Consider the following 13,013-nt stretch of genomic DNA (forward strand, 5'->3'; position numbering starts at 1 on the left):
CCACCCACACCCCACAGGGTCCAGGATCGCTCCGGAGCAACTTCCCAAACTTACCCTAACTGCCAGGATCAAGCAAATCGGCGTTTCCGCGATTCACTGCTCAACAGGGGTCCCCACCCATCCACAGCACGCTAATCAGCGCGCCATTTCCAGGCCGTTTATCAGAGGGGGTCGGTCGCTATCTTTCCGCATCAGCGGCGGCGACTCGAACTACTTTACACACCCCCAACACCAGGCGCAAATCACCCCTCAGGCGAGCAAGAACCGCGGTAATCCGGGACGGAACAGCCGGTTGCGCGCAAAAAGAAGCCGCCGGCGTCGTAATTCAGCATTGTGCCCTGCGCCACTTAATCGCAAAGCCGGAGATCCTCCGCACCAAAGCCCAGAAACGGGCGCCTTAAACGCAAGAAGGACCGGCAACCAAACGGTTGCCGGCCCTCCTAGTGCTTCTGGATTACCAGGAAGACTTGGTGATGCCCGGGAGCTCACCACGGTGAGCCATGTCGCGGAAGCGAACACGGGAGATACCGAACTTCTGGAAGGTACCGCGCGGGCGGCCGTCGATGATGTCGCGGTTACGCAGACGGATCGGGGAAGCGTTGCGGGGCAGCTTCTGCAGGCCGAGTCGAGCTTCTTCGCGTGCTTCGTCAGTCGCGTTGATGTCAACCAGGGTCTTCTTCAGCTCGAGACGCTTGGCAGCATAACGCTCAACGATGACCTTGCGCTGCTCGTTGCGAGCAATCTTGGACTTCTTAGCCATGTTTAGCGCTCCTCTCGGAATTCGACGTGCTGGCGGATCTTGGGGTCGTACTTCTTCAGGACCAGACGGTCCGGGTCGTTACGACGGTTCTTGCGGGTTACGTACGTGTAACCCGTTCCCGCAGTCGACTTAAGCTTGATGATCGGACGTACGTCCTTGTCTTTTGCCACTAGAGCTTCACCCCACGAGCCAGAACTTCGGCGACGACTGCGTCGATGCCGCGAACGTCGATGGTCTTGATGCCCTTGGCCGACAGGGTCAGCGTGACATTACGGCGCAGGGACGGAACCCAGTAGCGCTTCTTCTGGATGTTGGGGTCGAACCGACGCTTGTTGCGGCGGTGCGAGTGCGAAATGCTGTGTCCAAAGCCCGGCTCGGCTCCGGTCACCTGGCAGTTTGCTGCCATGACGACTCTCCTAAAAAATAAAATGAAACGGCAAGCAGAGTTCCTACTTCCCGTGCAATAGGCGACGTCCGCAACCAGTCCACACCGTTTTCGGTAGTTCCCGCGGGCTGGATCGCTCGACTGAAACCAGCCAATGATCACCGCTGCGGCGAAGGTAGTGGGTCCGGACAACAGGCCGGAATACTGGGCGAATACTGGAATGCACGCAACTTGAGCCCCTAACTACCGGCCCGCGGATCTCCTGTTGTTGCCAACAGTCACCGCCAACCGGAGCAATTGCACACGCTCCGCGCCACCTAGCGCCTAATAAGTCTAGGGGCTGGGGGAAATTAAGACCAATCGCGTGTATAAGAGCCAGTCCCTCAAATCATAAGCGGGGGCTAGGCCCTTCACAGGAGAACGAAAGGTTGAGAGTTCAATCTTGAGACATGAAGTCACAACTCCTCGCCTCCCCGGGCCAACGCGTGGATACACCGTCAGGCCATCCTCCAACGGCCCCGCGGCGCAATCCCACCAAGGGAAGGTTCGCTGCGCAGCATCGCCGACGCATGTTCCGGACGGACATGCTCACCGTTGCGCTGTGGGCTTCCCTTGCAGCGGCGCTTGCTTTGTGGCTCGCCGACGGCGGGATGTCGTCGGTCGGGAACCCCACCCAGGCGGTCACCGCCGTCGGGATCCTGGCCGGCCTTGCCGGCATGGATCTGGTCTTCCTGATGCTTCTCCTCGCGGCACGCCTGCCGTTCGTGGACGCCGCGGTGGGGCATGACAGGGCGTTGGAGTTCCACCGGAAGCTAGGCAAACCGGCGCTCTACCTGTTGCTGGCGCACGGACTTCTCCTGGCGACCGGCTACGGCATGGCCGAAGGCCTGAATCCCGTGAGCGAGGCGGTCGCGCTCTGGACGCTGGTACCCGATATGTGGCTGGCGTTCGTATCCATGGCATTGTTCATTGCCGTGGTGGTCACCTCGCTAGTGGCTGTTCGGCGCCGCTTCCCCTATGAATTCTGGTACTTCGTCCACCTGCTCACGTATTTGGCGGTAGCAGTAGCCCTTCCGCACCAGTTCAGTGTGGGCGGCTTGTTCGCCGAAGGCACCTGGCAGCGCTGGTACTGGCTGGCGCTCTACATTGGAACAGGCTCGGCGCTGGCTTGGTTCCGTATCGCCCAGCCGGTGATGGCCACCTACCGGCACCAGCTGACGGTTCGGCGCGTGGTGCCCCTTGCGCCCGGCGTCTTCAGCATCGAAATGAGCGGGCTGCGATTGAATGAATTGTCGGGAAACGGCGGCCGGTTCTTCGTGTGGCGCTTCCTCGCTCCCGGCATGTGGTGGCAGGCGCATCCGTTCAGCCTGTCCGCGGAACCACAGGTGGGGAAATCATCGCGGCAGCCCACCTTGAGGATCACCGTCCGGAATCTGGGTGCCGGTTCGGCCCGCCTCGCTTCCCTCAAGCCGGGGACGAAAGTTGCTATCGAAGGACCATATGGGGTCTTCAGTACGGCAGCCCGTAGCCGGGACCGCGTCGTGATGATAGGGGCAGGAATCGGGATTACTCCCCTCCGGGCGCTCCTGGAATCCACTCCTTTCGCGCCAGGTCAGGCGACGGTCCTGTTGCGCGGCAGCAGCGAGGAAGAGCTATTCCTCGGAAACGAGATCCTCGAATTGTGCCGGAAGCGTGGTGCGACACTCTTCCACTTGACGGGCCCGCGGTCCGCGAATCCTCAAAGCGCCTGGCTTCCCGCTTCTGCTGGCACCTCGCGGCTACGGGACTTTGTGCCGGACATAGCGGACGCCGACGTTTACGTTTGTGGTCCGACAGCTTGGGGGCGCCAGGTGCTGGCTGAGGCGAAAAGGTCCGGCGTGCGGGAGGAGCAACTCCACTACGAAAGGTTTGACTGGTGAGACTCAGGGCAGGAATTTCAGCAGCGCTAGCGTCCGCGGCAATCATCGTGGTCGGCTGGCAGGCAGGCACGCAGGTAACGGAGTCCAACGCGTCGGCGGTCACCACCTCTTCCACAGGAAACACAGGCGGAACCAGTACGGGCTCGACGGCGAATGGAACCTCCGGGAGCAGCGCTTCCGGATCGTCCTCGGGAACCGGAGCCGGCTCCACTTCCAGCACAGGCTCCAGTTCCGGCGCGGGCTCGAGTTCCAGCTCCACCTTGGGAGCCACGGCCAAGGCCGGCGGCACCTATGCAGGAACCGCAGTGGAGACCCGCTTCGGAACAGTCCAGGTCCAGGTAACCATCAAGGCCGGCGTCATCACGGATGTCACAGCCCTGCATCTGACTGACCAAGAGCAACGATCCGTCCAGATCAGCGCCAGGGCGGCACCCCTTCTGCGATCCGAGGTGCTGAGCGCCCAGTCGGCCAACGTGCAGACCATCGGCGGGGCCACCTTTACCAGCGAGGCCTATCTGACATCGTTCCAGGCAGCCCTCGATGCAGCCCATTTCTAAGCCCCACGGGCACGGACAAGGCAGCGCGGAGCCCTGCCTTCGTTCCCGCACGTTCACCAGCATGGGCACCGTGGTGAGCCTCGCGATCCCAGCTGCTCCAGGGACGGCCCCCCAAGCTGCGGTGGAAGAACTCGAGGCGGCCACCGCCGTCGTCGAGCAGTTGTTCAACAGGCTGGACCGGACGTTTAGTCTCTACCGTCCCGACTCAGAGGCGAGTGCGATGGCGCGCGGCGAGCTGGCCCTGATGGATGCCTCGACGGACGTACGCCGGCTCTATGTCGAGGCGACAGAATGGCGCACCCTCACGGAAGGTGCGTTCACGGCGGAACGGCCCGACGGCGTCGTCGACTTGTCGGGGATCGTCAAGGCACATGCCATCCGGGAAGCCGGAACGTCGTTGCTCGCACTGGGCCTGAAGGATTGGTGCCTCAATGCGGGCGGGGACGTGCTGGTGAACGGTTCGCCGACGCCGGGCGGCGCGCAGTCGTGGCTCGCGGGGATCGTTGACCCGGAGGATCGGACGACGCTCCTGACCGCGTTTCCGCTCAGTAAGGCGCGCAAGCACGCGCTCGCGACCTCAGGAACCAGCGAACGCGGCCACCACATTTGGTCCGCCGGCCTCCCGGCGACACGGGACGAGCGGTTCCGCCAGGTTTCGGTGGCAGCCACCGACATCATCACGGCCGATGTCCTGGCCACCGCCATCATGGCCGGCGGCGCCCGGACCCTCACGCTGGCGACCTCCCACTGGGACGTGGACGTGCTCGCGGTGAACAACGACGGCGGACTGCTCGCCACGCCCGGTTTCCGGAACCTCGCTGCTCAGAACGGCTAAGGCTTGATCAGCTGGGGATACTTCGGGCTGAGGCCGTCTCCGGAAGACTTCCCCGTAACGCGGCGGACGACCCACGGGGCGGCATGTTCACGGGCCCAACGCGCATTGGCCCGCAACGCTTCCACCCGCGCAAGCTGCGGTTGCGGGACGGGAGGCGGGACCTCGAGGGAACCTTCGTGCTCCAGGACCGCCAGGACCCTGTTGGCCATGTTGATGTGACCAGCAGCGGACATGTGCATCCGGTCCTGCGCCCACATGTGCCAGTCGTGGTATTCGCTGAAGCGCCAATAGTCCACCAGCAGCGCACCGTGGTTTTCGGCGATTTCCCGCAGCAATTCGTTATAGATCGCGGTGCGTCCGCGCATGGTGCCGAAAACCTTGGAACTGCGGGCATCGAAACCCGTAAAGAGAAGCAACGTAGCGCCGGTGGCACTTAGTTTCTCGATGCCGGCTTCGTAGTCCTCCATGAGCCTGTCGATATCGACCTTGGGGCGGAAGATGTCGTTCGCTCCCGCGTACAGGGTCACCAGCGTCGGTTGAAGCGCGACGGCGGCGTCCACCTGCTCTGCCATGACTTGCCGGAGCTTCTTGCCGCGGATGGCCAGGTTGGCGTAACCGAAGTTGTCGTTGCTTTGGGCCAACTGATGGGCAACCAAGTCCGCCCATCCCCTCACTCCGTTGGGGCGCGAGGGGTCGGCGTCGCCAAGTCCTTCGGTGAACGAGTCACCCAATGCCACATACCGAGCGGAAAAATCCATGGCGCCAGTCTTTCATCAGTGCGGGGCGGTCGTCACGCGCGGCGCCGGCTGCGCAGCGTACGGCGGCCGTGTTTGGCGGCTCAGCGGCCGCGGCTCACTGTTCGCGCAGGATCCAGTGATCGTCGTCCAGCCGGGCTACGATTTTCTCGCCGATCCGCGCGAGGTCCGCAACGTCGTCGTCGGTCATGGCGTCCAACATCAAGGCGCGGACGGCATCCACATGCCCCGGGGCGAGGGACACGATGGTGTCCATGCCTGCGTCGGTCAGGTGCGCGACCGTGACGCGGGCATCGCCCGGGTGGGCCTCGCGATCCACCCAACCTCGTCCTTGGAGCTTTGTGACAACGTGCGACAGCCTGGACAAGGAAGCGCTGGTACGGGCGGCAAGCTCACTCATCGGCAGGAAACGCCCCTCCGCTTCGGACAGCATGGCGAGCACGTTGTAGTCGAACAGCGACAATTTGCCGGCCGCCTGCAGTTGGGTGTCCAGGGCTGCCGGCAGCAGGGTGTTGATGCTCAGGAGGGCCAGCCAGGCACGGCGTTCGTCGGCGTTGAGCCAGCGCGGTTCGGTCATGGATTCATCTTAGAAGGAAATTAATGCTTGACACTTCAACTTAAGGCCATTATTATTTTAGTTGAAGCTTCAAGTATATGAATACGGACCAATCCGCGGGATCATGAGAACGCAAGCAAAGGAAACAACAATGACTGACATCACTATCATCGGCACCGGCAACATGGCCTCCGCCATTGCAGCCCGTGCGGCCGCGGCCGGCAAGAGCATCCAGATCCTCAGCCGCGACGCCGACTCTGCTGCTGCGCTGGCGGCAACGGTCAACGGAACGTCAGGCATCACCGGGTCACCCGCGGAAGGCAGCATCGTGGTGCTGGCCACGTGGTTCGAGGCTTCCAAGGAAGTGCTGTCTTCCTACGGCGCGGCGCTCGACGGCAAGACAATCGTGGACATCTCCAACCCAGTGAATGTCGAGACTTTCGATTCCCTCACTGTTCCCGCCGGATCGTCGGCGGCCGAGGAACTCCAGGCCCTGGTGCCGGGCGCGTCGGTCGTCAAGGCGTTCAACACCACCTTCGCGACGACTCTCGCGGCCGGCGAAGTGGCCGGACAGACGCTGGACGTGCTGGTGGCGGGCGACGACGCCGACGCGACGGGCGCCGTCGTCGACTTCGTCAAAGATGCCGGGCTGCGCCCCGTGAACGTCGGCCCGCTGCGCCGCTCGCGTGAGCTCGAAGCCTTCCAGCTGCTCGTCATGACGCTCCAGATCAGCGAAGCCCACCCCGACTACAACTGGAACTCCGCGGTCAAGCTCCTGCCGTAGTTCATTTTGGAGGGCGGCCTGCCTGGCCGCCCTCCGCGTTGTAGGCTGGGCGGCATGTTCGTGGTTTCGCTGACCTACAAAGTTCCAGACGAGATTGTCGATTTCCACCGCCCGGCACACATGGATTGGGTCAAAGAAGCGTTCGACGCCGGCACTTTCGTCGCGTCCGGACGTCGCGTTCCAGCCATCGGGGGCGTGCTGTTGTCCAACGTCGATCGCGCGACACTGGACGCTTCCCTGGCTACGGATCCGTTCTACGTCAATGGGGTAGCCGACTTCGAGATCATCGAATTCACGGTCACCACGGCGTCCACGGGTTTCGAAAACCTGCTGGACTAGTTGGGTTGTGCGTCCGGGGCGTCACGCAGAGCGCATTTTTGGCGCCTCGACTCGGCGAAAACCCCGGAAATTCGCGGCTTTGATGCCCGTCCGCAGCCAAAAAGTTGTCGGGCGTGACGCTGACGCTTCAAATCCGGACCGGTTCGGCGGACGTCCCCAATCGCTCCGGCAAGACCACCGGCATAAGGGCCGGCCAGCGGGCGCTCAGGTGATCACCGCTCGAAACTCCCCTGAAACGACGCGAAAGCCAGGGTGCCACGTCGCGCCTGAGCCACTCGGCGTCGTCGGCCATTATCTCGGCGCGGCTCCGCGGTTGGAGCGCCCCAAGCACGGGTGAGCCCAGCGAGTGCGCGGCGCCCAACACCTCCAAGACTTTCTTCGCCATGTACTCATGTCCAATGCCGGACATGTGCAGCCGATCGGGAGCCCACATCCGGCGGTCCTGGTACTTTTCGAAACACCAATGGTCCACCAGAAGCGTTCCGTAGGCCGCGGAAATGCGCCGGATGTGCTTGTTGAAAACCGCCGTGCGCAGCTTAAGCGGCTCCAACACCGGCGAAAGTGGCACGTTGTACTCGGTGAACAGCAGGACTTGGGCACCACTTTCGGCGATCCGGGCAACGGCGTCCTCGAATCCACGGACCAGTAGGCGCATGTCCAGTCGTGCGCCGAGGAGATCGTTGCCGCCGGCGTGGAAACTGACCAGAGTGGGAGCCATAGCGAGCGCGGGCTCAAGTTGTTCAACCACGATCTGCCTGAGCCGACGGCCGCGGAGGGCCAGATTGGCGTACTGCGTCTGCGGCCGGTGCCTGGCCAGTTCCTCGGCCACGCGGTCGGCCCAGCCCCGGCAGTCGTTGGGGAGGCGAAGGTCTGTGTCGCCGACGCCTTCGGTGAAGGAATCTCCAACCGCGACGAATCGCAGCGGTGTATGTCTGGCCATGGTCATGTCCCCCCGTTGTCTTGGGCTTTTCCTGGCGCCTTGCTTCCAGAGTCGGTGGCGGCTGCTCCGGCGGCTTGGCGTTCCGCGACTTTTCGTAGCCCGGCTTTCCGCGGTACCTTGACGAGCTCCGGCCATCGGGGGTGCAGGCTGTCCCCGAGCGTGACGCCGCGAAGCTTCCGGCCGAACAACGGCAGGACCCAGTCGTTCACCCACCGGCGCTGGCGACGTTCCCAGTCGCGCAACTTGAGGCGCTGTGGTGGTTCCCAGTCCTTGGGCGAGAACTTGTGCGGTACGCCGAGGTGATCCAGGACCTGCGACGCCATGTATTTGTGCCCGGCCTTAGACATGTGGAGTCGGTCCGAGGCCCACATCCGGCGGTCGTGGTAGGCGTCAAGGCACCAATAGTCCACCAGCACGGCCCCGTACTTGGAAGCCAGTTCGCGGACGCGTTCGTTGTACAGGGCGTTCCGCTTCTTGAAGGGTTCCAGCACGGCCGAGACCTTGACGTCGTACCCGGTGAACAAGACCAAGGTGGCTCCCGTGGCTGCGAGGCGGGCCACGAGCCTTTCGTACTCGGCCATGAGGATGTCCATGTCCGTGCCGAAATCGAGGATGTCGTTGCCACCGGCGTAGAGCGTGACGAGCGTCGGTTCCATGGCCAGGGCCCGGTCCAATTGCTCGTCGACGATATGGCGGAGCCGCTTGCTCCGGACGGCAAGATTCGCATACTCCCAGCCAGGTTCGGCCTTGGCGAGTTTCTCGGCAACGCGGTCGGCCCAGCCCCGGACGCCGTTCGGTAGGGCCTCGTTCCGGTCCCCCACACCCTCGGTGAAGGAATCGCCCAAGGCGACAAACCGCCGTCGTCCGTTCTGGTCAGCATGAAACACGTTCCCAGCCACCCCGCCAGCGTAGCCCCGCCCGGTTGCCCGCCGGCAAAGCCCAGGTTAATTCGACGCCGGCTCACCTATGAGGCACGTGGGCCAAACGCCCGCTCACATATGAGGCCTTTCGGCCAAACGCCGGCTCACATGAGGTGAGCGAGCGTTCCGGCTTTTGGCCGCATATGTGAGCGAGCGTCGGCGAAAAGGACGGTATATGTGAGCGAGCGTCGGGGTCGGGCTAGAGTTCGGCTTTCCCTTTGCGCCAGTAGCCCATGAACGCCACCTGTTTCCGGTCGATCCCCACATCCCGGACCAAGTACCGTCGCAGCTCCTTGATGACCCCGGCCTCGCCAGCGATCCAGGCGTAGAACGGCAAGGCACCGGCGGGAAGGCCCGGGTTGCGGCTCGCTTCGATCGCGGCAGTGTCCATGCGCAGCGGAGTTTCCCACAAGATATCCTGGTCCACATTGACGTCTTCGGGCTCGGGGCCGGCGGCGCCGTCGAGCGGGATGATGCCGACCCAGCCCGGCACGGGTATGGCTCCGCGGATGGCTTCCTTAAGCAATTCGCCGTGGGGGCGGGACCGGCCGAGGACCGCTCCGCGCGCGAACCAGGTGATTTCGATGTCGGCGTCTGAAGCGAGGTCCTGGAAATCGCCAGCCTCTGGTACTTCGAGGAAGGCATGGCCGGTGATTCCCGCGGGCAAGGATTCCAGGATTGCACTGATGGCAGGGACAGCCGTTTCGTCGCCGGCAAGGAGGACCCGCTGTGCCAGGCCGGGACGCCATTCAATGCCGGAGTATGTTTCGGCCGTGATGCAGTGGGCTGCCCGGTTGGTGGGGCCGATGATGGTGATGGAATCCCCGGGTTTCGCGCCGAGTGCCCAGTTGACCGCGGGCCCGCCTTTCGGGTGAGCCGCACCGCCGTCGACGTCGGACCCCGCCGCGCCACCGCCGTCGCCGAAGTGCATCACGAAGTCGACGTCGATCTCCGGGTAGACGGCGTCGAGCCTCTCGTTCCGCACGGTGTAGGTCCGCATCGAACCGCGCACCGCGGGATCCATCGCCAACCACTCCTGGTACCAACCGGTGTCGCCCGTATTGAAGGCGGGCAAGGGCAGCGGGCGACCTTCGGCATCGAGCGAGGGAATCATGAGTTTGATACGCAGGTCCAGGGTGTTCCCTGAAACACCGAATCCGCGCAGGCAATATCCCCCGAACGTGATGCGGCGGAAATTGGGCCCAACATCCTCGACGGCGGTGACGGTGACGTCGAAGGCGAGGGTCATCGGCTCCGTGATGGCGTTCCGCACGGCGGCGTCTGCGTTCATGAGGCGAACTCCAATTCGATGGGTGTTGAGGGAGCGGCGGTGTGGTGCCGGCCGATTGGGAGAATGAGCGGGGTGCCGGAAATTGGGTCCGGAACCACCCGGGATTCCAGGCCAAAGACATCGCGGACCAGGTCCTCGGTGACCACTGCGGGCGCGGGCCCCTCGGCGACGATTGCCCCGGCTTTCATCGCGATGACGTGGTCCGCGTATCGCGCTGCCAGGTTGAGGTCGTGCAACACGATTGCCACGGTGGTTCCGCGGCTGCGGTTGAGATCGGTCACCAGATCCAGCACCTCCACTTGGTGTGCCAGGTCAAGGTAGGTGGTGGGTTCGTCGAGGAGCAGGACGTCCGTCTCCTGCGCAAGGGCCATGGCGATCCACACTCTCTGTCGTTGTCCGCCGGACAGTTCATCGACGTTCCGTTCAGCCAACTCCAACGTTGCGGTGGTTTCGAGCGCGCGCTGAACGGCGAGATCATGCACCGACAGGTCGCCAGTCCTCCAGCTGCGGAAGAATCCTTGGTGCGGATAGCGTCCGCGGCCCACGAGCTCGCGGACTGTGATGCCATCCGGGGCAAGGGGGTGCTGCGGAAGAAGGCCAAGCGTGCGGGCAAGTTCGCGGGGCGGGCGGGAGTGGATGTCCTTGCCATCCAAAGTGACAATGCCGGCGCTCGGCTTCAGGAGCCGGGACAGCCCTCGGAGGAGCGTGGATTTTCCGCAAGCGTTGGCACCCACGATCATAGTCACTTTGCCTTCGGGAATCTGCGTCGAGAGTCCTTCGACCACGCGTCGCTGATCGTATTGGAGCGTCAAGCCGCGTGCGCTCAGTTGTGCCATGTCAGGCTTCCTTTCGATTGGACGTGACGAGGAGCCACAACAGGAATGGAGCGCCGAGGGCGCCGGTAATGACACCGACCGGCAGAACGATGCCGCTCAGAATCAGGGGTGCCACGTTGTACGCGAAGTAGTCGGCCGCCAGGACAATGAGGGCGCCCGTGAACGCCGACGCCGGCAGGCTGGGCCGCCCGACCGTCCGCCGGGCGATCGGCCCGGCAAGGAAGGCGACGAAAGCAACCGGTCCGGCAGCCGCCGTCGCCACCGCTGCGAGCGCGACGGCGGTAATCACCAGGCCGAAACGCACGGCGTTCACGCGGATTCCCAGTCCGGCCGCGGCGTCGTCCCCGAGTTCGAGCATGCGCAGCGGTCCCGCGAGGAGGGCCAGCGCGGGAACAAGCACCGCGAGCGAGGCGAGGAGGACGCCCACACGTTCCCAATTGGCAGTATTCAAGGAACCGTTGAGCCAAATGAGTGCCTCGGAGGCTGTCCGGATGTCCGCCCGGGTCATGAGGAAATTCACCACCGCCCCCAAGGCTGCGGCGATACCAACGCCGGCGAGTATGAGCCGGTTGCCTGCCGCGTTCCCGCGCCTGCCGCCTGAACTGCCGCCGGAACCCCCGCCGCCGCGCGAAATGGCGTAAATGAGGAGCGCGACGCCGATTGCACCAGCCAGCGCTGCACCGGACACAGCGGCACCGGACGCGCCGAACACGACGATGGCCAGGACTGCCGCGGCGCTCGCGCCGTAACTGATGCCGATGACGTCCGGGCTTGCGAGCGGGTTGCGGAGCATGGTTTGGAAGAGCCCGCCGGAGAGGCCGAAGGCCACACCGATCAGGATTCCCACCACGGCCCGGGGCAGTTTGTTCTCCATGACGATGAAGCTTGCGCCCGGGATCTTCTCGCCGCCTGTCAGGTGGGCCGTGAGGATCCTGAAGAAATCGGGGACGGTGACCGTGTAGCTGCCCAGGAGCACGGTCGCCGCAAAGAGGACGACGACGCCGGCGCCCAGGAGCGCGGTCCTGCTGCGGGGCTTCATAGCGAGGCCCCCTTGCCCCGGCGGACGAGCCAGACGAAGACGGGAGCACCGACGATGGCCGTCATGATGCCCGCGGGGACTTCGCCCGGCAGGAGCACCACCCGGCCGATCACGTCCGAAACCAGCAGGAGTGCCGGTGCGAGAACCATCGAGAACGGCAGTATCCAGCGATAGTCCGGGCCGGTAAAGAAACGCACTGCGTGTGGAACCACGAGTCCGACGAATCCGATGGGACCGGCCAGCCCCGTGGCCGAGCCGCAAAGCAACACGATGCCGAGCGCGGTGACGCCCCTGGCCAGCGCCACATTCTGGCCGAGCCCGCGGGCAACGTCGTCACCGAGGGCCAGGCTGTTGAGAATCCGGCCGCTACCCAGAACGATCAACGCCCCAAGCAGCAGGAACGGCAACCCGGTCAACACCACGGACCAGTCGCTGCCGGCAATCCCACCCACTTGCCAGAAACGGAAGCGGTCCAGAGTGTCCTGGCTCGAAACCAGGATGACGTTCATCAGCGAATAGAGTCCAGCGCTCAGCGCGGCGCCCGCCAAAGCGAGCTTCACCGGCGTCGCACCGTCCCGTCCCATGGACGCAATCAGATAGACGACGACGGCGGCCGCGGCGGCACCGACGAAAGCGAACCAGATGTAGCCACTCGCCCCTGAGATACCGAAAAGATTGATCCCGGTGACCACGGCCAGTGCCGCCCCCGCGTTGACACCCATGATGCCCGGGTCGGCCAAGGGGTTGCGGGAGACGCCCTGCATTGCGGCGCCGGCAAGGCCGAGGGCAGCCCCTGCCGCCAAGCCGAGCACAGCGCGTGGAATGCGGGTGCGGACGACCGCATGGTTGCCGTCGTCGGGGTTGAACTGAGTGAGTGCTTGCCACACGGTTTCGATGGACATGCCCCGTGCGCCGATCGCGAGCGAGGCCGCAACGACAAGCACAAGCACGACGACGGCGGCCAACAGCCACGCGACCTTCGCGCGAACTGGCAGCTGTTGCCCTTTGGACGTGCTTTGAGGGTCATCAGCTGCCAGTTCGCGCGTGGTTCCCACTCGAGAAGGTGGGCCGGCCGTCGTCGTGCTCTGTGTCATGTG

16 protein-coding genes are annotated in these 13,013 nt (G+C 64.2%); 5 read left to right on the forward strand and 11 right to left on the reverse strand.

Annotated elements, in window-relative coordinates; all coding sequences use genetic code 11:
* Nucleotides 1–454: 454 nt before the first annotated feature.
* The 3 genes from rpsN to rpmB are packed head-to-tail and all read right to left on the reverse strand — an operon-like array spanning nt 455 to nt 1,166.
* Nucleotides 455–760, reverse strand: coding sequence for a 30S ribosomal protein S14 (gene rpsN / locus AC4CS3_RS20260; protein ID WP_234754509.1), 306 nt, complete (start codon nt 758–760; stop codon nt 455–457).
* A gap of 2 nt (nt 761–762) precedes the next feature.
* Nucleotides 763–930, reverse strand: a complete 168-nt coding sequence (gene rpmG, locus AC4CS3_RS20265) for a 50S ribosomal protein L33 (protein ID WP_003798558.1) — start codon at nt 928–930, stop codon at nt 763–765.
* On the reverse strand, nt 930–1,166 hold the full coding sequence (gene rpmB / locus AC4CS3_RS20270; protein ID WP_078107326.1) for a 50S ribosomal protein L28: 237 nt from the start codon (nt 1,164–1,166) through the stop codon (nt 930–932). The genes rpmG and rpmB overlap by 1 nt, the downstream gene beginning before the upstream one ends.
* A gap of 428 nt (nt 1,167–1,594) precedes the next feature.
* On the opposite strand from rpmB, the gene AC4CS3_RS20275 reads away from it, so the two are divergent.
* From AC4CS3_RS20275 to AC4CS3_RS20285, 3 genes are read left to right on the forward strand one after another with little or no spacing between them, the layout of a single operon-like run.
* Nucleotides 1,595–3,064, forward strand: coding sequence for a ferredoxin reductase family protein (locus tag AC4CS3_RS20275; protein ID WP_490784942.1), 1,470 nt, complete (start codon nt 1,595–1,597; stop codon nt 3,062–3,064).
* The gene (locus AC4CS3_RS20280; protein WP_490784943.1) at nt 3,061–3,621 is read left to right on the forward strand and encodes an FMN-binding protein; all 561 of its coding nucleotides are present in this window, start codon (nt 3,061–3,063) and stop codon (nt 3,619–3,621) included. The genes AC4CS3_RS20275 and AC4CS3_RS20280 overlap by 4 nt, the downstream gene beginning before the upstream one ends.
* The gene (locus AC4CS3_RS20285) at nt 3,605–4,456 is read left to right on the forward strand and encodes an FAD:protein FMN transferase (protein ID WP_490784944.1); all 852 of its coding nucleotides are present in this window, start codon (nt 3,605–3,607) and stop codon (nt 4,454–4,456) included. The genes AC4CS3_RS20280 and AC4CS3_RS20285 overlap by 17 nt, the downstream gene beginning before the upstream one ends.
* Here AC4CS3_RS20285 and AC4CS3_RS20290 read toward each other — a convergent pair.
* The gene (locus tag AC4CS3_RS20290; RefSeq protein WP_490784945.1) at nt 4,453–5,214 is read right to left on the reverse strand and encodes an SGNH/GDSL hydrolase family protein; all 762 of its coding nucleotides are present in this window, start codon (nt 5,212–5,214) and stop codon (nt 4,453–4,455) included. The two genes, AC4CS3_RS20285 and AC4CS3_RS20290, sit on opposite strands and share 4 nt — an antisense overlap.
* Nucleotides 5,215–5,308: 94 nt before the next feature.
* Complete coding sequence (locus tag AC4CS3_RS20295; RefSeq protein ID WP_490784946.1) at nt 5,309–5,788, reverse strand: MarR family winged helix-turn-helix transcriptional regulator; 480 nt, start codon at nt 5,786–5,788, stop codon at nt 5,309–5,311.
* A gap of 130 nt (nt 5,789–5,918) precedes the next feature.
* Between AC4CS3_RS20295 and AC4CS3_RS20300 the strand changes: the two genes are divergently transcribed.
* Nucleotides 5,919–6,551, forward strand: a complete 633-nt coding sequence (locus AC4CS3_RS20300) for an NADPH-dependent F420 reductase (protein WP_490784947.1) — start codon at nt 5,919–5,921, stop codon at nt 6,549–6,551.
* 54 nt (nt 6,552–6,605) lie between these two features.
* Nucleotides 6,606–6,890, forward strand: a complete 285-nt coding sequence (locus AC4CS3_RS20305; RefSeq protein WP_234754497.1) for a YciI family protein — start codon at nt 6,606–6,608, stop codon at nt 6,888–6,890.
* A 127-nt stretch (nt 6,891–7,017) separates the two neighbouring features.
* Here AC4CS3_RS20305 and AC4CS3_RS20310 read toward each other — a convergent pair whose 3' ends face one another.
* The 6 genes from AC4CS3_RS20310 to AC4CS3_RS20335 form a co-directional block, all read right to left on the reverse strand.
* Nucleotides 7,018–7,830, reverse strand: coding sequence for an SGNH/GDSL hydrolase family protein (locus AC4CS3_RS20310; protein WP_490784948.1), 813 nt, complete (start codon nt 7,828–7,830; stop codon nt 7,018–7,020).
* 2 nt (nt 7,831–7,832) lie between these two features.
* A complete protein-coding gene (locus AC4CS3_RS20315) occupies nt 7,833–8,729 on the reverse strand; it encodes an SGNH/GDSL hydrolase family protein (RefSeq protein WP_490784949.1) in 897 nt (298 codons plus the stop codon).
* Nucleotides 8,730–8,949: 220 nt separating this feature from the next.
* The gene (locus AC4CS3_RS20320) at nt 8,950–10,041 is read right to left on the reverse strand and encodes a siderophore-interacting protein (protein WP_490784950.1); all 1,092 of its coding nucleotides are present in this window, start codon (nt 10,039–10,041) and stop codon (nt 8,950–8,952) included.
* Nucleotides 10,038–10,877: an ABC transporter ATP-binding protein gene (locus tag AC4CS3_RS20325; protein ID WP_490784951.1), complete on the reverse strand. Its 840-nt coding sequence runs from the start codon at nt 10,875–10,877 to the stop codon at nt 10,038–10,040. The genes AC4CS3_RS20320 and AC4CS3_RS20325 overlap by 4 nt, the downstream gene beginning before the upstream one ends.
* Before the next feature lies 1 nt (nt 10,878).
* Nucleotides 10,879–11,916: a FecCD family ABC transporter permease gene (locus AC4CS3_RS20330; protein ID WP_490784952.1), complete on the reverse strand. Its 1,038-nt coding sequence runs from the start codon at nt 11,914–11,916 to the stop codon at nt 10,879–10,881.
* The gene (locus AC4CS3_RS20335) at nt 11,913–13,010 is read right to left on the reverse strand and encodes a FecCD family ABC transporter permease (RefSeq protein WP_490784953.1); all 1,098 of its coding nucleotides are present in this window, start codon (nt 13,008–13,010) and stop codon (nt 11,913–11,915) included. Before AC4CS3_RS20335 ends, AC4CS3_RS20330 begins: the two co-directional genes overlap by 4 nt.
* Between the last annotated feature and the right edge of the window lie 3 nt (nt 13,011–13,013).

It is taken from the genome of Arthrobacter sp. SE2, assembly GCF_058244265.1.